The following is an 18,649-nucleotide window of genomic DNA, read 5'->3' as shown; positions in this document are numbered from 1 at the left end:
CTAACGTCCCGGGCCGGCGCGCACGTGGGCCGCCCGGACCACGACCACGGGGACCGGGCCGGGACCGCGCTCCGGGGGCGGCGCGTGGTGTCGCGCACACCGCGTCGTACCGGGCCGTGACCGGGGAGCACGCTCAGCGGTTGGTAATATCGACGCGTTCCCCGCACCCACCACGACGCTCCCGACCAGCGAGGACCCGACGGCCAGCCCCGGGTCCGACTGCAGGGTCGACGGGCGCCGCGCGTGGTCGCACCTTCCCAACTTCGGGCCGCGGCCCCGGACCTCGCGTGAGCGAGCACGGACCGCGCCCCCGGCCCGTCGTCGTCGTCGGGACGGACCACACAGGACCCGACCGACCGACCACCCGCCCCCCACACGGACGGAGCCGGACGTGCTGCTGCTGCTGACGATCCACCTCGCAGCGGCCCTCGTCGCGCCCGTGCTCTTCCGCTGGTGGGGGCGTCGCGCGTTCTGGGCGCTCGCGCTGGCGCCCGCGTCGGCGGTCGTGTGGGCGCTGTCGTGGACCGGGGAGGTGCAGTCCGGCAACGGCCCGGCGGAGCTCGTCGAGTGGGTGCCGGCGCTGGGCCTCGAGCTGAGCTTCCGGCTGGACACGCTGTCGTGGCTGATGACGGTCGTCGTCGGCGGCGTCGGCGCGCTCGTCCTGGTGTACTGCGCGGCGTACTTCTCGCCGACCGCGTCCGGGCTGGGCCGGTTCGGCGGGGTGTTCACCGCGTTCGCCGGCTCGATGCTCGGCCTCGTCACCGCGGACGACATGCTCCTGATGTTCGTGTTCTGGGAGCTCACGACGGTCACGTCGTACCTGCTCATCGGGCACTACGCGGACCGCAAGGCGAGCCGCCGCGCCGCCATGCAGGCGATCATCGTGACCACGGCAGGCGGCCTGGCGATGCTCGTGGGCGTCGTCATCCTGGGCCAGGCGGCGGGCACGTACTCGATGTCGGCGGTCATCGCCGACCCCCCGGCGGCGTCCTCGGTGGTGGTCGCCGCGGTCGCGTGCCTGCTCGCGGGCGCCGCGACCAAGTCCGCACTGATCCCGTTCCACTTCTGGCTGCCCGCGGCCATGGCCGCGCCGACGCCGGTCAGCGCGTACCTGCACGCCGCGGCCATGGTGAAGGCCGGCGTCTACCTGGTCGCACGGTTCGCCCCCGCGTACTCCGAGCTGCCGGTGTGGCGCTGGACGATCGTGGTGCTCGGCTGCGGGACGCTGCTGCTCGGCGGGTACCGCGCCCTGCGCCAGCACGACCTCAAGCTCGTGCTCGCGTTCGGCACCGTGAGCCAGCTCGGCCTGATCATCCTGCTCGTCGGCCTGGGCACGCAGGCGACCGCGCTCGCCGGCCTGGCGATGCTCGGTGCCCACGCGATGTTCAAGGCGGCGCTGTTCCTCGTCGTCGGCACGGTCGACGTCGCGTGCGGCACCCGTGACCTGCGGCGCCTGTCCGGCGTGGGGCGTGCCCTGCCGTGGACCGCGCTCGCCGGTGGCCTGGCCACCGCGTCGATGATCGGGCTGCCGCCGTTCGCGGGGTACGTCGCCAAGGAGGCCGGCCTCGAGGGGGTCGCCCACCTCGAGGACGGCACGGTCGGCTGGATCGTCCTGGCGGCCGTCGTCGTCGGGTCGGCACTCACCGTCGCGTACGGGCTGCGGTTCTGGTGGGGGGCGTTCGCGACCAAGGCCGCGCTCGTGCCGCAGTCCAAGACGCAGGACTCCGAGGGCGTCGCGACCACGACGTCGCTCGCCGCGGGCGGGGACGAGTCCGTCGAGCCGGCGCCCGTGACGCACCCGTCGTTCGTGCTGACGTGGCCCGCGCTGATCCTGTCGTTCCTCGGGCTGGCCGTCGCGCTGCTCCCGCAGCTCGGCGAGCACCTGCTCGCGCCGTACGCGGCCACGTACCCGGTCGGCGAGCCCGGGCACCTGCTGCTGTGGGGCGGGTTCGGCCTGGTGCTGTGGCTCACGGTCGGCATCCTGGCCGCCGGTGGCCTGCTGTTCCTCGTGCGGGACAAGGTCGAGCGGTGGCAGGCGCGCGTGCCGCACCTGCTCGAGGCCGACCACACCTACCGCCGCTCGATGCGCAAGCTCGACGACCTCGCGGCCGACGTCACGGCCGTCACGCAGCGTGGTTCGCTGCCCCTGTACCTCGGCGTCATCCTGTTCACCTGGGTCGTGTCGGTCGGGTCCGCGCTGATCGTCGGGACGTCGCTGCCCACCGAGGTCCGCCCGTGGGACTACGCGGCGCAGACGGTCTTCGCGGGGGCGGCCATCGTCTCGGCGATCCTCGTGGCGCGTGCGCGCCGCCGCCTCAAGGCCGTCATCCTCGCCGGCATCAGCGGGTACTCGATCGCCGGCATGTTCCTGCTCTACGGCGCCCCCGACCTCGCGGTGACCCAGGTGCTCGTGGAGACGATCACGCTCGTCGTCTTCGTGCTCGTGCTCCGGCGCCTCCCCCCGTACTTCTCGGACCGGCCGCTGGCGACGTCCCGGTGGCTGCGGCTCGGGCTGGGCCTGGCGGTCGGGCTCGTCGTCGCCGGGGTCGCGCTCATCGCGCCGTCGGCCCGCATCCACGCACCGGTGTCCGCCGACTTCGCGACCGAGGCCTACGAGTTCGGCGGCGGCAAGAACATCGTGAACGTGACGCTCGTCGACATCCGCGCCTGGGACACGATGGGTGAGATCTCGGTGCTGCTCGTGGCCGCGACCGGCGTCGCCTCGCTGGTCTTCCTGTCCGCCCGCGGCGGCCGGATCTTCCGCGAGCGCGAGGCGCCCGCCGACCGCGCCGTGTGGGGCGGGACGCCGGACCCGATGGCCTCGCTGCGTCGCCCGAGCAGCGCGCCGGCCGAGGCCGACCCGGACGTCGACGCACCCACGACCCCGTCGCGGGGCACCAACCGGGCGGTGGGCTCGCGGGCCCGCGAGTGGCTGCGCGCCGGGCGCACGGTCGCGCCGCAGCGGCGCTCGGTGATCTTCGAGGTCGTCGTGCGCCTGCTGTTCCACACGATGATCGTGTACTCGGCGTTCCTGCTGTTCAGCGGGCACAACCAGCCCGGTGGCGGGTTCGCCGCCGGCCTGGTGACGGGCATCGCGCTGGCGGTCCGGTACCTCGCCGGCGGGCGCTACGAGCTGGGCGAGGCCGCGCCCGTGCAGCCGGGTGTGCTGCTCGGCACGGGCCTGTTCCTGTCGGCCGGCGTCGGACTCGTCGCGCTGTTCGTCGGCGGCAACGTCCTGGAGTCCTGGATCTTCGAGTTCCAGCTCCCGGTCTGGGGCGAGGTCAAGCTCGTCACCAGCCTGTTCTTCGACGTGGGGGTGTACCTCGTGGTCGTCGGGCTCGTGCTCGACATCCTGCGCAGCGTGGGGGCCGAGATCGACCGTCGCGCCGAGACCGGGGAGGACGACGTCGCCGAGCACGCCGTCAGCGGCTACGACCACGTCGTGGTCGCGCGGGGCCGGGGCGGCGACTCCGGCCCGCCGCCGGACCGGGGCGGCACGAACGCGGGGGTGGTCCCGTGACCGACGTCGTCATGAGCCCCAACATCGTGTTCGTCGTGACGATCGGCGTGCTGTTCACGGTCGGCGTCTACCTCGTCCTGGAGCGCAGCCTGACGCGCATCCTGCTGGGCATCGTCCTGCTCAGCAACGGCACCAACCTGCTGATCCTCGTCGCGGGCGGGGCCGCCGGTGCGCCGCCGATCATCGGGGTCGCGTCCGACCGGCCGATGAGCGACCCGCTGCCGCAGGCCCTGATCCTCACGGCGATCGTCATCACGCTCGGGCTGACGGCGTTCCTGCTGGCGATGGCCTACCGGTCGTGGCAGCTGCACCGTCACGACGAGGTGCAGGACGACGTCGAGGACCGCCGCATCGTCCGGCTGGCGGCGCGCGACGAGCGCGCCTTCGAGGACGACGACACCGAGTCCGACGGCGAGACGCTCGACGAGGAGGCCGCCACCGCGCGCGACGAGATGGACGAGGGCGGCGCCTTCGACGAGGCACCGTCAGAGCGGCCGCCGCCGCGCACCGACCACACGCACCGGGAGGAGGGACGATGACCGACTGGAGCTGGCTCGTCCCCCTGCCCGTGGTGCTGCCGCTCTCGGCCGCGGGCCTGGCGCTGGCGCTGTACCGCCGTCCGCGCCTCCAGCGGATCGTGACGCTCGCGACCCTGACGCTCGTGGCGATCGTGTCGGCCACGCTGCTCGTGATCGCGGACGCCGGGCCGGTCGTCGTCGAGGTCGGCGACTGGGCGGCGCCCGTCGGGATCAGCCTCGTCGCGGACCGCCTCTCGGCGCTGATGCTCACGGTCTCGTCGGTCGTGATCCTGTGCGTCCTCGTCTACTCCCTGGCCCAGGGCCGGGAGGACGGCGAGCGGTTCGCGCCCATCTCGATCTTCCACCCGACGTACCTCGTGCTGTCCGCGGGCGTCGCCAACGCGTTCCTGTCGGGGGACCTGTTCAACATCTACGTCGGCTTCGAGATCCTGCTGGCCGCGTCGTACGTGCTCATCACGCTGTCCGGCACGACGGAGCGCATCCGCGCGGGCACGATCTACGTCGTCGTCGCGATCCTGTCGTCCGTGCTGTTCCTCGTCGCGATCGCCGCGATCTACGCGGCCGTCGGCACGGTGAACCTCGCGCAGCTCGCGATCCGGCTGCAGGAGATCGACCCCGGTGTGCGGCTCGTGCTGCAGTCGATGCTGCTCCTCGCGTTCGGGATCAAGGCCGCCGTGTTCCCGCTGTCGTCCTGGCTGCCCGACTCTTACCCGACGGCGCCCGCGCCGGTCACCGCGGTGTTCGCGGGCCTGCTGACCAAGGTCGGCGTCTACGCGATCATCCGCACCCAGACGCTGCTGTTCCCCGGCGGGGCGCTCGACGACATCCTGCTGTGGGTAGCGCTGGCGACGATGGTCGTCGGCATCCTGGGCGCCGTCGCGCAGGACGACGTCAAACGTCTGCTGTCGTTCACCCTGGTCAGCCACATCGGCTACATGGTGTTCGGCATCGCGCTGGGCAGCGTCCACGGCTGGACCGCGGCCATCTACTACGTCGCGCACCACATCACCGTGCAGACGGCGCTGTTCCTCGTCGTCGGCCTGGTCGAACGCTTCGGCGGGACGACGTCGCTGGACCGCCTCGGTGGCCTGGCGAAGATGACACCCGTCCTGGCCGTCCTGTTCTTCGTCCCCGCGATGAACCTGGGAGGGATCCCGCCGTTCTCCGGGTTCCTCGGCAAGGTCGGGCTGCTGGAGGCGGGTGTCGAGGTGGGCACACCCGTGGCGTACGCGCTCGTCGTCGGGTCCGTCGTCACGTCGCTGCTCACGCTCTACGCGCTCATCAAGGCGTGGAACAAGGCGTTCTGGCAGAGCCCGCCCGAGGAGCTGCCGGCCAACCGGGTGCCGGTCATGATGGTCGCGCCGACCGCGGCGCTCGTCGTGTTCAGCCTCGCGCTGACCGTCTTCGCCGGTCCGCTGTACGCCTACACGGGCCGCGCGGCGCAGACCCTGGAGTCCCGCTGGCCGTACATCGAGGCGGTCCTGCCCGACGGTCAGCGCGGCGAGGGCGAGTCCCAGCGTGCGGCCGAGGACGCCACCGAGGACGCCACCGAGGACGCCACCGAGGACGCGGAGGTCGGCGGATGAGCCTGCACCCGCGCCGCACCGGCTGGCGCTTCCAGTGGGCGACGATCGCCTGGCTCACCGTCGTGTGGGTGCTGCTGTGGGGCGACGTGACCTGGGGAAACATCGTCAACGGGGCCCTGCTGGGTCTGCTCGTGACGGTCGGTCTGCGGATGACGCCCGTCGACTTCCACGGTCGCGTGCACCCCGTCGGGCTGCTGGTCCTGCTGGGGCGGTTCGCGGTCGACCTCGTGCGGGCGTCGTTCGAGGTCAGCATCGTCGCGCTGCGCCCCCGGTACACGCCGCGGGGCGCGGTCATCTGCGTGCAGCTGCGCAGCCACTCCGACCTGTACCTGACCATGACGGCCGAGCTCGTGTCCCTCGTGCCCGGGTCGATCATCGTCGAGGCGCACCGCCTCACCGGTCGGCTGTACGTGCACGTCCTGGACGTGGAGACCAGCGGCGGTGTCGAGAAGGCCCGGCAGTCCGTCCTGGACCAGGAGGCGCGGGTGCTGCGGGCGCTCGCGTCCGACGAGGAGCTGGCGGACGCGGGCCTGCAGCGCCGGCGCCGCGACCGGGAGGTGGCGTCACGATGAACCCGTTCGACGTCGTCGTCGTGGTCGGCGGTGTGCTGCTGACCCTGGGTGCGGCCTTCGCGATCGTGCGCGCGGAGAAGGGTCCCTCGATCCTCGACCGCACGGTCGCGCTCGACATCGTCGTGACGACGATGATCGCCGGCGTCGCGCTGTACGCCGCGTACTTCCGCCGCGCGGACGTCGTGCCGCTGCTCGTGGTGCTCTCGCTCGTCGGGTTCGTCGGGTCGGTCACCGTCGCGCGGTTCGCGGCCGTGGAGCCCGAGGGTGAGGGGCGCGTCCGCACGCGCGAGGAGGTCGCCGCCGAGGAGGCGGAGAAGCGCCGCCTCGAGCAGCAGGAGGAGGAGACGCGCCGTCGGCGGCGCCGGGCGGTCGAGGACGAGGTGCGCGTGGCCGAGGACGAGCGACGTGCGGTCGAGGACGAGCGGCGCGCGGCCGAGGACGAGACGCGGGCGGCCGAGGACGAGGCACCCGTGGCCCCGAGCGCGCGGGACACCATCGAGGCGGAGCCGGACGACGAGCACCACGGTGGTCCGGCCGACGAGGAGGCACGATGACGCCGGTGTGGGAGACGGCTGCGGACGTCGTGTCGGTCGTCTGCCTGCTGGGGGGTGCGTTCTTCGCGTTCGCCGCCGGCGTGGGGGCCCTGCGCTTCCCCGACCTGCTGGCGCGCATGCACGCCGGCACCAAGCCGCAGGTGCTGGGCCTGGTGCTGGTGCTCATCGGCCTGGCGCTGCGGCTGCGCGAGGGTGGCGCGGTGTGGGCGCTCGTGCTCGTCGCGGTCTTCCAGATGCTGACGGCGCCGGTCGCCGCCCACATGGTCGGACGCGCGGGCTTCCGCACGGGGAAGGTCCGCAACGACCTGCTGGTGGTCGACGAGCTGTCGCGCGACCTGGACGACACCCAGTCCGGCGGGCCGCGCCGCGGCGAGGACGTCTGAGCGGCGCGTCCGCGCCTCCTCAGCGCGCGAAGACCGACCTGACGCGGATCCCGAACTCGCGGCGCAGCGCGCGGCTCGCCGCGAACCACCCGCCGAGCCCGTGGACGCCCGGCCCCGGCGGGGTCGCGGCGGAGCACAGGTAGACCCCGTCGACCCCCGTCGCGTAGGGGTCGAGCGCCGCGGTGGGGCGCGCGACCATCTGCTGCAGGCCGACCGCCCCGGTCGCGATGTCGCCCCCGACCCAGTTCGCGTTGTGGTGCGACATCTGCGACGCCGGGACGCAGCGCGACGCCACGACGACGTCGCGGAAGCCGGGCGCGTAGCGCTCGATGTGCCGCGTGATCGCCTCCGTCACGTCCACGTCCGACCCGGCGGGCACGTGCGCGTACGTCCACAGGGGCCGCAGCCCGGCGTGCTCGCGGCCCGGGTCGACGACCGACGGGTCGCTCGCGAGCACCATCGGCAGCTCGGCGTGCCGCCCCGCGTCCACGTCGGCCTCCGCGCGGGCCATCTCCGCGCGCGTACCGCCGACGTGCACGGTGCCCGCCCTGCCCACGTCGGGGTGCTCCCACGGCACGGGACCGTTCAGCACGAAGTCGACCTTGGCCGCGCCGTTCCCGTGCCGGTAGCGCTCGAACGCCGCACGCCTCCGTGCGGGCAGCTCGTCGCCCAGGACGTCCACGAGGCCGCGGGGCGTCGTGTCGAACAGGTAGCAGCCGGCGGGGGGCAGGTCCCGGCGTGAGCGCACCGGGTGGTCGGTGACGACCGTGCCGCCGTGCGCGACGAGGTCGTCGACGAGAGCCCGCACGATCGCACCCGACCCGCCGCGCGGGATCGGCCAGCCCTGGCCGACGTGCGCGAGCGCGGCCAGCAGCAGCGCGGTCCCGGCGGCCGCGGGACTGGGCAGGGGGGAGATCGCGTGCGCGGCGACGCCGGTCAGGAGCGCGGGTGCGACGTCGCCGCGGAACCGCACGTCCCACGCGGGCGTCCCCTGCTCGAGCACACCGAGACCGAACCGCAGGGCACCGGGCAGCCCGGCGGGCAGCAGCCCCGCGGGCAGCGTGCGCTTGTCGAACAGCGCCGCGCGCACGACGTCAGGGCTGTGCCGCGACAGCTCGCCGACGAGCGAGCGCCAGGCGGGGCCGTCCGCACCGAGGCCCGCGACCGTCCGGTCGAGGTCGTGCCAGGCGAGGCCCGCGCGGCCGCCCGGGAGCGGCTGCGCGAACGACACCTCGGGGACCAGCAGGTCGACGCGCCGTGCGAGCCCGAAGGCCTGGAAGAACGGTGACGCCCACGCCATGGGGTGGACGGCGGAGCACACGTCGTGGACCACGCCGTCCGCGAGGCCGAGATCGAGCGTGCGGGAGCCGCCGCCCACGGTCGGCTGGGCCTCGAGGACCGTGACCGACAGGCCCGCGCGAGCCATCGTGACCGCTGCGGCGAGGCCGTTGGGGCCGGAACCGACGACGACGACGTCCATGGCGGGGCGCCGGAGCGCTAGCGGCCGGCCCGTCCCGCGAGCTTCGCGGCGCCGCGCGTCGCGATGACGCGGGACAGCGAGATGGCGGCACCGCTGATCACGGCGGCGGCGGCGACCTCGCTGAACTTGATGTCGTCGGCGGTCGAGTCGGGCGCCGGCGGCTCGTGGCCCTTCGCCTTCCTCCAGGCCGCGTTGATGATCTTCTGCACGGCCCAGGCGGCGATGAGCGTGACGCCCGCGCCGACGATCTTCGCCGTCATCGACTGCTTCTGCCCGTCGTCCGACATGGCACCTCCCGTGTGTGCGTCCGGGACGACCGTACCGGTCGCGGGCCGGACGCACAGGTCGACGGCGTGCTCGCGCTCACCGCGCCCGTCCGCCCTGGGGTGTGCCCGGCACACCCGAGCGTGGTGCCCCCGGCGGGCCTGCCGTCACGGAAGTGTGACCTCGTGCCCGGCTCGTGCCGGGGTGCCCTGGTTCCTCACCCTGACCGCGAACCGAACTGGACGTTCGTCCTGTTCAATCGTCGGACGTCCGAGGAGTGGGTGCACGTGGGTACGCAGATGCAGGTCACAGGCATGGCACGGCGGTGGGTGGCGGCGCTGGTCGCGGCCGCGCTCGTGGCGACGATGAGTCTGGTCGGGGTCCTGACGGTGGCGCCCGCGGCCGCCGCGGCCGGCGGCCTGCGCCTCGACGGCGGGCCCGTGACGGTCCTCGCCGGTGAGGACGCACGTCTGTCCTTCGTGGCGGGTCACGTCGACGGGGCGACGGACGTCGCCTACAACGTCGGGTTCGCCGTCACCCTGCCGCCGGGAGCCACGTACGCCCCGGGATCGACCGACCCCGCGGCATCCGGTGACCCGCGCGTCACCACGGTGCGCCCGAGCGGCGTCGCGAGCACCTGGTACGAGGTCCTCACCTGGGAGAACGTGGCCGACCTCGTGATCGGCGGCAGCGTGCCCCTCGCGTTCGGCGTCGACATCGACGAGGCCCGGTTCCCCGTCGGCTCGACGCTCCCGGTCGCCGCGACCGTCCACGGTTCCGCCGACGAGCGGAACGTCCCGCGCCCCGTCGTCGACTCCACCGGGACCGCACCCGTCATCAGCCTCCCGGCGACGTTCGCCTCGGGTACCGGGACGTCGCACGTGCGGGTCGTGCCCCTCGAGCTCGAGAAGGACGAGGAGAGCCCCGAGGCCGAGGTGCTGCGCGGCGTCGGGACGCAGTCGTCGGTGTGGACGCTGACGGTGCGCACCGCCCCCGCGGCGGGCACCGACGACGTCCTCGTCGTCGACCACCTGCCGGCGGCGCTGCAGCTGCTGGGCTGCGAGAGCCTCAGCCGGCCCCTGGACTGCGACGACGCGCTCGTCGGCACGTCGGTCGTGGTGGACCCGCCCGGACTGCCCGCGGGCGTGTGGACGCGCGTCGAGTGGAACCTGGGCGCCGTGCCCGCCGGCACCGACGTGACGATCCGCTACCGGGCGGCCGTGGGGCCGCAGGAGCTCGTCGCCGACGGCACCTTCACCGGCGCCTCGACGCGCCACCTCGCTGCGGGCGGCGCGGTCACGAACCACGCGGCCGTCACCGGCACGTACCGGGGCGCGGTCGCCCGTCCCGCCGCGGCGGACGTGCACGTCACCGCCGAGCACACCGTCGAGGTGCGGGACGTCGCGCTCGTGAAGTCCACGACCGCCACCGGCTTCACCGAGCAGTCCGACGCGCGCTTCGCCCTGCTCGTGCGCGTCGGCGAGTACACCGACGCCACGTCCGTCCTGGTCACCGACGTGATGCCCGACGGCACGTGCCCGTACGTCGAGCCCGGCACCGCGACGTCGGGCCCGTGGCCGTCGGACTGCGCCGCGCTGCCCGCGCGCGACGTCGTCGGCGCGACCATGACGACGTCCGTCGCCCACGGCGACGGCACCTTCACGTCCCAGCTCGTGCTCGACGACGTCGGGCACGACGGCGACGTGACCGTCGAGTACGACGTGTACCTGCGCGCCACCCGCCACGACGGCACGCCCACCTCCACGGGCGACACCTTCACCAACGCGGCCGTCGTCACCGCCACGACGTCGCCCGTCCCCGGGACCCCGGAGGACGGGCCCGTCGCCGTCGAGGACGACTCGTCGGCGACCCTCGCGTCGGACCTGCCGGTCCTGGTCAAGCGCGTGTGGGCGAACCCGGACCGCACGCCCCTGACCGGCGTCGCGCAGTGCTCCGCGCTGGCGGGGGCCGACTGGTCCGCGACGTCGCAGCCCGTGGTGCGCCTCGGCGACCTCCTGTGCTTCCGCGTCGAGGTCGCGGCGGCGGACGGCGTCGCGCTGCGTGAGGCCGTCGTGCGGGACTTCGTGCCGGTCGGCACCGAGTTCGTCGAGGGTGTCGTGGCGTCCAACCCCACGGGTGTCACGGTGCAGCAGGTCGTCGAGGACGGCGCGCCCGCGCCGGCGTGGCGCATCGGCGACACCGTGCACGACGGCTGGTTCCTGCCCGCGGGTGCGCGCGTCGCGATCGACGTGCTCGCGCGCGTGACCGAGACGAGCCCCACGCAGCGCGACGTGATGGGCAACCTCGCGAAGCTGCGGGCACGCGAGCTCGACGGCAGTGCGCTCGCGCTGCGCGACGAGGTGGGCTTCGTGGTGGCGCCCGCCGTGCCGCTGGCGCTCGACAAGACCGTCCAGGGTGGCGGCTCCGTCCAGACCGGCCACCTCGTCGTCCGCGAGGGCCTCGGCCTCACGTACCGCGTGGCCGTGACCCACGGCGGCAGCGCCGCCGACGACACGGCGCACCCCCTGGACTCCGTGGAGGTGGCCGACGCGCTGCCCGCGGGGTTCACGTGTGACGACCTCGTCGCGCCCGCCCCGGACTGCACCGACGACGAGCGCGTGCGGATCGGCGGGACGTCGACGACCCGCTCGCTCGTGACCTGGTCCCTGGACGGCGCCGCGCTCGGCGCGGACGGCCTGCTGACCGTCGGCGAGACCGTGACGCTCGCGTACGACCTCACGGTGCCGTCGCCGCTGTCGGTGTCGTCGCGGCACGTCAACACCGCGTCCGTGACGCGGTACACGTCCCCCACCACCGACGGGCGGCCGGGCGCCGCACCCACGGCCTACGTGCCCGAGGGCGCGCTCACCGGCAGCGGGACGCCCAACGCGCCCGCCGCGACGGACACCGCCAGGCTGTCCCTCCCGGACGCGGGCGTCACCAAGGCGCTCGTCTCCACCGGCCCCGACGAGGTCGGCAACGGGCCCGCGCAGGCGACCGTCGGCGAGGTCGTCACCTTCCGGTATACCGCGACCCTGGCGGCCGGCACGAGCCTGTTCGCCGGGCGTCTGACGGACACGCTGCCCACCGGCGGCACGTTCGCGGTCACGGGCGCGTCAGCGCAGGTGCCCGCGGGTGCGACCGTCGACACCACCGCGACGTGCACGCCCGCGGCGACGGTCTTCTGCCTCGACACGACGACCGGTGAGCTGCGGTTCCCGCCCGTGTGGACCAACGGCACCGCCGCCACCCAGGAGTTCGCCGTCACCCTCACCGGCCGGGTCGCCGACGTCGCCGGGGCGACCGATGGTGCCGACCTCCTCGACACGGCGACGCTGACGAGCCGCGACTCGGCGACGGACGGCACGGACCGCACGCGCGCCACGGACACGGCGGAGGTCGGAGTCGTCCTGCCCGCCCCGACCGTGGCGAAGACACCGCTGGACGCGGCCGGCCGGCCCGTGGACCCGCTGGCCGTGGGCGCCGGCCAGACGGTGACGTTCGAGCTCACGGCGTCGAACGGCGAGAACCGTCCGCCGGCGCACGACACGGTCGTCGTCGACTGCCTGCCGACGGACCTGACGCTCGTGACGCCGCTGCCCGCCGGCCTGACGGCTGGGACCGCCACCGACGCCGACGACCCGTGCGAGTCGGGCCGTACCACCGTGACCTGGGCGGTCGGCACGCTCGAGGGGGGCGCGTCCGCGGTCACGACGTACCAGGCGGTCGTCGACCCGGGCTCGGCCGGTGGCACCACGTCCGTCAACACCGCGCGTCTGACGGCCTCGACGCTCGCGAACGGCGCGAACGGCAGCGGCCACGAGCGGGTGCTCACCTCGTCCGACACGGGGACGGTGCGCGTGCCCGTCGCCGAGGGTTCCAAGGTCGCGGACCGCGACACCGCGGTGCCCGGCGAGACGATCACGTGGACGCTGCGCACGACGCTGCCGCCGCACGCCAACTTCTACGACCTCGCGGTGCTCGACACCGTGCCCGCGGGCCTCGCACCGGCCGTCGAGGACTCGACGGTCACGTGCACCTACCCGGACGCGACCACCTGGGACTGCGGCACGCCGACGCCCGTCACGGCCGCCGGCGCGGCCGGGACCACGCTGGCCGCGTGGGTGCTGGGCGACGTCCCGGCGGACGTGCTCCCGCGTGACGTGACGGTGACGTTCACGTCGACCGTCGCCGCGGCGGGCCGCCTGACCGCGGGCGACGCCGTGACCAACACCGCGACGCTCGGCTGGTTCGCCACCGGCGCGACGCGGACCGTGGGCCCCACGACGACGTACAACCGAACGGCGGTCATCGGCACGGACAGCGTGACCGTCGACGAGCCGCGCGTCACGGTCGACAAGTCCGTCTCGGACGCGACCGTGGAGCCCACGCAGGTGGTGACCTACACGGTGACCACCAGTGCCGCGACGGCCGCACCGCACGGCGAGGTCGCCCACGACGTCACGGTCGTCGACACAGTCCCGGCGGGCGTCGTCCCGCTCGCGGACGACGACGACGCGCCCGCGGCCACGGGTGACGTGGTCGGCGGCGGCACGTGGGACGCGACCGCTCGCACCATCACGTGGACGCACGCGGCCATCACGCCCGGCACGCCGGTGGTGCGCACGTACGACGCGCGCCTGGCCGACGCGGACGAGCTCACGGGCGCCCGGCTGACCAACTCCGTCCGTGCCCAGGAGTGGGCGTCGCTCGACCCCGCCACGCCCGGCGGCCGGACGTACAACCCGAGCGCGCCGGCCACGGCCGCCGTGACGCCGCAGCTGCCGCTGGTGAACACCACCAAGACGCAGGTGGGCGCCAACCCGGTGTACGTCGGCGACGAGGTCGCCTTCGAGGTGCGCTTGCGCAACGCGGGCGGCGCGACGGCCGCGACGCTGGGCCTGCGCGACCTGCTGCCGGACGCCTGGGAGTACGTCGCGGGCAGCGCGACCGTGCAGGTGCCGTCCGCCGCGGCCGTGGCGCTCGGCGACCCGGCGGTGTCGGGCCAGGTGCTGACCTGGTCGCTGGTCGGTGGGCCGGCGCTCGACCTCGCGCCCGGCGCCACGGTCGTCGTCACCTACCGCGCGACCCCGACCGCCGCGGCGCTGCACGCCACGGGCTCGGCCGTCGCGCACCGCAACACGGCCGTGGTCACCGACGTCACCGACCTCGCGGGCGGCACGTCCTACGACGGCGGTGACGGCTCGTACGTCGGCACCACCGGCACGGCCACGGCACGCCTGCACGCCGCGGACCTGCGGATCGCGAAGACGCACTCGACGTGGGTCGCCGGCACGTCCACCAACACGTGGACCGTCACCGTGACCAACGCCGGCCCCGACCCCGCGGTCGGGGTGCGCGTGTCCGACGTCATCGGCACCCTGCCGACGGGGGTCTCGGTCGTGTCCGTCGCGGGCACGGGCTGGACCTGCGTGGCACGCGGTGGCGACCTGCAGACGGGCGCCGACTGCACCCGCACCGCGTCTCTCGCGAGCGGCGCCTCGGCGTCCGTCACGGTGACCGTCGCCCTGGCCGCCGACGTCGCGTCCGGCACGGAGGTGGCGAACACCGCGTCCGTCTCGACGCGGACGTACGACCCGCTCCCCTCGAACGACACGACCACGGACACCGCGACCGTCACGACGCAGGCGGACCTCCTGGTCACGAAGACGGGCCCGGCCTCCGTGGCCGCCGGTGCGCTCGCGACGTGGGACGTCACCGTCCGCAACGCCGGACCGTCGGTGTCGCGAGGCAGTGCCGGCGCACCGGTCGTGCTGACCGACACCCTGCCCGCCGGCGTGAGCGTCACGAGCATCACCCCGACGGGCGCGACGTGCGACGAGGCTCCCGACGGTGTGCTGACGTGCCTGCGCACCAGCGACCTCCCGGTCGACGGGACGTTCACGGTCCAGGTGACGGCCCGCGTCGACGCGGCGCTCGTCGCCGCCGACGGCCCGCTCGTCAACACCGCCGAGGTCACCCCCGTGACGTCGCAGGGCCCCAACACGCGGCGCGACGTGCACACGACGTCGACGGCGATCACGCACGCCGAGCAGCTCGGGGTCACCAAGGCGCTGGTCGGGGAGCTCGTCCCCGGACAGCCGGCGACCTACCGGGTGACGGTCCGCAACGACGGCCCGTCCGTCGCGCGCGGCGTCGTCGTGACGGACGACCTGCCGACCGGCCTGAGGTTCGCGGGCGGGGTCACCCCGGCCGCCGCGTGGGACTGCACGGGCACCACGTCGGTGACCTGTGAGCTCGACACCGACCTCGGGGTCGGCGCGACGGCGTCCTTCACGTTCGACGTGACGGTCGCGTCCTCGGTCGTCGGCGACGTCGAGAACACGGCCGTCGTCGGGTCGACGTGGCAGGCGGACCAGGACGACGACACCGTCACCAGCGGTCCGCGGGTGCTGGCCGACCTGGGCATCACCAAGACCCACACGGGCACGGTGCTGCGCGCCGGCGAGGGCACCACGTTCCGGATCACGGTGACCAACCACGGCCCGTCCGACGCGCCGGGGCCGATCACGGTGACCGACGAGGTCCCGGCCGGTCTGCCGGTCGACGGCGCGGTGACCGCCGACGCGGGCACGTGCAGCGTCGGGGCGGCCCTGCCGTGGGGCGCACAGCCCGTGACGTGCACGCTGCCCGCCGGCCTGGACGCCGGTGACAGCTGGGCGATCGACGTGCCCGTCGCGGTCCCCGCCGACGCGCCGGAGGCGACGCACACCAACACCGCGGTCGTGAGCGGCCCGACGGACCTCGACGAGGGCGACGACGTGCAGCCGAACACGGCCACCGACACGCTCGACGTCGTGCGCCGCGCGGACGTCGCGGTCGTCAAGACCGCGGGCGCCACCAGCGTCGTCGCGGGCACCGACGTCACGTACACGCTCGCCGTGGGCAACGCCGGTCCGTCCGTCGCCGCCGCGACCGTGGTGCGCGACGTCCTGCCCGCCACGCTGGCCCCGGTGAGCGCGGCGGTGCCGGGTGACCCGGACGCGTGCACCGTGACGGGTCAGACGGTGCGGTGCGAGCTCGGTGACGTCGCGCCGGGCGCGACCCCGACCGTCACCGTGGTCGCCACCGTGCGCTCGGGCGTCGCGGACGGCTCGACGGTCGTCAACACCGCGACCGTCGCGTCCACCACGACCGACGTCGACGGCACCGGGCCGAGCAGCGACGAGGACGACGCGAGCATCGCGACGACCACGGCGGCCGAGCTCTCGCTCACCAAGTCGCCCGCGAGCCAGCAGCTGCGGGCCGGCGCGGACGCGACGTTCACGCTCGTCGCCACCAACGACGGGCCGTCGGACGTGGCCGGGCCCGTGACGATCACGGACACCCTGCCCGCCGGCACGAGCCTGGTCGCGACCACGACGCCGACCGGCGCGCCGGCCTGGGAGTGCGCCGCGCCCGTGGGGCAGGTCGTCACCTGCACCCTGGGCGACGGCACGGCAGGGCTCACGGCCGGTGCGTCCGCACCGGGCCTGGTCCTGGTCACGCGCGTCGCGCCCGACCTCGACCCGGTGACGCTCACCAACTCGGCCGTCGCGTCGTCGCCGCTCAGCGGTGACTCCGACCCGGCGACCGCGGACGTCGTGGTCACGACATTCGCCGACCTCGGCGTCACCAAGTCGCACGTCGCCACCCCGGTCGCGGGGCGGTCCTTCCAGTGGGCCGTCACGGTCCGCAACGGCGGCCCGTCCGACTCGCGCGCGGACGCCGACGACCCGATCGTCGTCGTCGACCGCCTGCCGTTCGGCGTGACCTTCGCGGCCACCGGTCTGACCCACGACGGGTTCACGTGCGCCGCCGGAGCACCGGTCGACGTCGGCGGCACCCTGCACGCCACCGTGCGCTGCGAGCGGCCCACCACGCTGCCCGCCGGCGCCGAGGCGACGTTCCAGGTGCCCGTGCTGCTCGACCCCCACCTGCTCGGCGACGTGACCAACACGGTCACCGTCACGCCCGGCCTGACGCCGCAGCCCGCGGACGCCGTGCTGCCGGACACGGCGACCGACACGATCGACGTCACCGGCATCGCGGACCTGGGGCTCGTGAAGTCCCTGGTGACGCCGACCGTCGACGTGGTCGCGGGGCTGCCCGTGCAGTGGCGGCTCGACGTCACCAACCACGGCCCGTCGACGAGCCGCGCGGACGCGACGACCCCGCTGGTGGTCGTCGACACGCTGCCCGCCGGTGTGCGGGACGTGACGGCGAGCGGTGCGGGCTGGGCCTGCACGGTCGACGCGGCCGAGGTCACGTGCGAGCGGACGACCGACCTGCCGGTCGGGGCGGCGCCCGCGATCACGGTCGACGCCGTGGTCGCGTCGGGCACCACCGCCGCGCTGCCCAACACCGCCACGGTGACGCCCGGCAGCACCCCGCAGCAGGACCCCGCCCCGATCGGCCCGGGGGAGCCCGACACCGACGACGTCACCGTGACGCCGACGACGCGGGCGGACCTGCGGCTCGACAAGTCCGTGACGGCCGAGCCGGTCGCGGGTGCGACGGGCACGTTCCGGCTGCGCGTGACCAACCTCGGGCCGTCGGACGCCGTCGACGTGGTGCTCCACGACACGCTGCCCGCGGGACTGACCGCGACCGGTGTCGTCACGTCGTCCGGCGGGACGACGTGGACGTGCACCGGCACGGTCGTCGTCGAGTGCGCGCTCGACGGGACGCTCCCGGCCGCGACGTCGGTGTGGCTCGACCTCGAGGTGGCCGCCGACCAGGCGCTCACCGGTGACGTCACCAACACCGCGCACGTCACGTCGGGCACGCCCGACCCCGACCCGACCAACGACGGGTCGTCCGTGGTGACCGGCACGGGGACCCTCGCGGCCCTCACGCTGGACAAGTCGCACACCGGAACGGTCCGCGTCGGCGACCCGCTCACGTTCGACCTGGTCGTCGGCAACCGCGGCCCGTCGCAGGCGCGCGGCGTCACGCTCGAGGACCTGGTCCCCGCGGCGCTCGACGTGACGGGCGTGCGGTCGGCCGACCCGGCGTGGGTCTGCTCGACCGGAACGCCCGGCGCGAGCGGCACCCCCGTGCTGTGCGTGCGTGCCGAGCTCGACGCGCGCACGACCGCCCCGCCGGTGCACGTCGACGTCGTCGTCACCGCCGCCGCCTACCCGGGCGTCACCAACACCGCGACGGTCGTCTCGGCGACGCCGTCCGTCGACGACCCGACGGGCGCCCGCGCCACGGACGACGACACGCTCGACGTCCCGGCGCAGGTCGCGCTGCACCTGAGCAAGGCGCTCGACGGGACGCACCTGCAGGCCGGCGCCGCGGCGACGTACCTGCTGACGGTCAGCAACGAGGGCCCCACGGCCGACCCCGGGCCGGTCACGATCACCGACGTGCTGCCCGCCGGGCTGCGCCTGGCGTCCACCGACGGTGCCCCGTGCACCGCCGACGGGCGGACCGTCACGTGCACCGTCGACGGGCTCGACGTCGGTGAGCAGGCGACCGTGCGCGTGCACGTCCTCGTCGATCGGGACGCTCCCGCCCAGGTGACGAACACGGCGACCGTCGCCAGTGCGGCCGAGGACGTGGCACCCGACGGCGCCGGCACGGCGTCGGCGCGCGCCGACGTGCGGGCGGTGCCGCTGGCGGTCACGGGTGCGGAGTCCGCCGCGCTCGCGCTGCTCGCGGCGTTCCTGCTGGCCGGCGGTGCGGGTGCCGTGCTCACGGCGCGGCGTGGCCGCGGACGGCACAGCGTCTGAGGGCGGAGCGG

At 74.7% G+C, this 18,649-nt stretch carries 9 protein-coding genes; 7 read left to right on the top strand and 2 right to left on the bottom strand.

Going from position 1 to position 18,649, the window contains the following annotated elements; all coding sequences use genetic code 11:
• Positions 1–391: 391 nt before the first annotated feature.
• The 6 genes from IR158_RS13550 to mnhG are packed head-to-tail and all read left to right on the top strand — an operon-like array spanning position 392 to position 7,154.
• Positions 392–3,520, top strand: coding sequence for a Na+/H+ antiporter subunit A (locus IR158_RS13550; protein WP_291813874.1), 3,129 nt, complete (start codon positions 392–394; stop codon positions 3,518–3,520).
• A gap of 11 nt (positions 3,521–3,531) precedes the next feature.
• Positions 3,532–4,059, top strand: coding sequence for a Na(+)/H(+) antiporter subunit C (locus IR158_RS13545; protein WP_291813911.1), 528 nt, complete (start codon positions 3,532–3,534; stop codon positions 4,057–4,059).
• Complete coding sequence (locus tag IR158_RS13540) at positions 4,056–5,645, top strand: Na+/H+ antiporter subunit D (protein ID WP_291813872.1); 1,590 nt, start codon at positions 4,056–4,058, stop codon at positions 5,643–5,645. The genes IR158_RS13545 and IR158_RS13540 overlap by 4 nt, the downstream gene beginning before the upstream one ends.
• Positions 5,642–6,217: a Na+/H+ antiporter subunit E gene (locus IR158_RS13535; protein WP_291813870.1), complete on the top strand. Its 576-nt coding sequence runs from the start codon at positions 5,642–5,644 to the stop codon at positions 6,215–6,217. Before IR158_RS13540 ends, IR158_RS13535 begins: the two co-directional genes overlap by 4 nt.
• Complete coding sequence (locus tag IR158_RS13530; RefSeq protein ID WP_291813868.1) at positions 6,214–6,771, top strand: monovalent cation/H+ antiporter complex subunit F; 558 nt, start codon at positions 6,214–6,216, stop codon at positions 6,769–6,771. Before IR158_RS13535 ends, IR158_RS13530 begins: the two co-directional genes overlap by 4 nt.
• Positions 6,768–7,154 carry a monovalent cation/H(+) antiporter subunit G gene (gene mnhG, locus IR158_RS13525; RefSeq protein WP_291813866.1) on the top strand — a complete coding sequence of 129 codons (387 nt, stop codon included), beginning with the start codon at positions 6,768–6,770 and terminating at the stop codon, positions 7,152–7,154. The genes IR158_RS13530 and mnhG overlap by 4 nt, the downstream gene beginning before the upstream one ends.
• A 19-nt stretch (positions 7,155–7,173) precedes the next feature.
• On the opposite strand, the gene IR158_RS13520 is transcribed toward mnhG, so the two are convergent.
• Both IR158_RS13520 and IR158_RS13515 read right to left on the bottom strand, forming a co-directional pair.
• Complete coding sequence (locus tag IR158_RS13520; RefSeq protein WP_291813864.1) at positions 7,174–8,634, bottom strand: NAD(P)/FAD-dependent oxidoreductase; 1,461 nt, start codon at positions 8,632–8,634, stop codon at positions 7,174–7,176.
• A gap of 17 nt (positions 8,635–8,651) precedes the next feature.
• Positions 8,652–8,921, bottom strand: coding sequence for a DUF4235 domain-containing protein (locus tag IR158_RS13515; protein WP_291813862.1), 270 nt, complete (start codon positions 8,919–8,921; stop codon positions 8,652–8,654).
• 291 nt (positions 8,922–9,212) lie between these two features.
• On the opposite strand from IR158_RS13515, the gene IR158_RS13510 reads away from it, so the two are divergent.
• Entirely contained in the window at positions 9,213–18,638 is a 9,426-nt protein-coding gene (locus IR158_RS13510; protein WP_291813860.1) for a hypothetical protein, read from the top strand.
• Positions 18,639–18,649: the final 11 nt, after the last annotated feature.

The organism is Cellulomonas sp., from assembly GCF_015234515.1.
GTDB lineage: Bacteria > Actinomycetota > Actinomycetes > Actinomycetales > Cellulomonadaceae > Cellulomonas.
This window is presented reverse-complemented; position numbering and strand designations above follow the sequence as displayed.

Excerpts from the sequence above, each read along its gene's own strand:
- IR158_RS13515 (WP_291813862.1), bottom strand. The coding sequence starts at position 8,921 with ATGTCGGACGACGGGCAGAAGCAGTCGATGACGGCGAAGATCGTCGGC.
- IR158_RS13510 (WP_291813860.1), top strand. The coding sequence starts at position 9,213 with ATGGCACGGCGGTGGGTGGCGGCGCTGGTCGCGGCCGCGCTCGTGGCG.
- IR158_RS13520 (WP_291813864.1), bottom strand. The coding sequence starts at position 8,634 with ATGGACGTCGTCGTCGTCGGTTCCGGCCCCAACGGCCTCGCCGCAGCG.
- IR158_RS13540 (WP_291813872.1), top strand. The coding sequence starts at position 4,056 with ATGACCGACTGGAGCTGGCTCGTCCCCCTGCCCGTGGTGCTGCCGCTC.
- IR158_RS13535 (WP_291813870.1), top strand. The coding sequence starts at position 5,642 with ATGAGCCTGCACCCGCGCCGCACCGGCTGGCGCTTCCAGTGGGCGACG.
- IR158_RS13545 (WP_291813911.1), top strand. The coding sequence starts at position 3,532 with ATGAGCCCCAACATCGTGTTCGTCGTGACGATCGGCGTGCTGTTCACG.
- mnhG (WP_291813866.1), top strand. The coding sequence starts at position 6,768 with ATGACGCCGGTGTGGGAGACGGCTGCGGACGTCGTGTCGGTCGTCTGC.
- IR158_RS13530 (WP_291813868.1), top strand. The coding sequence starts at position 6,214 with ATGAACCCGTTCGACGTCGTCGTCGTGGTCGGCGGTGTGCTGCTGACC.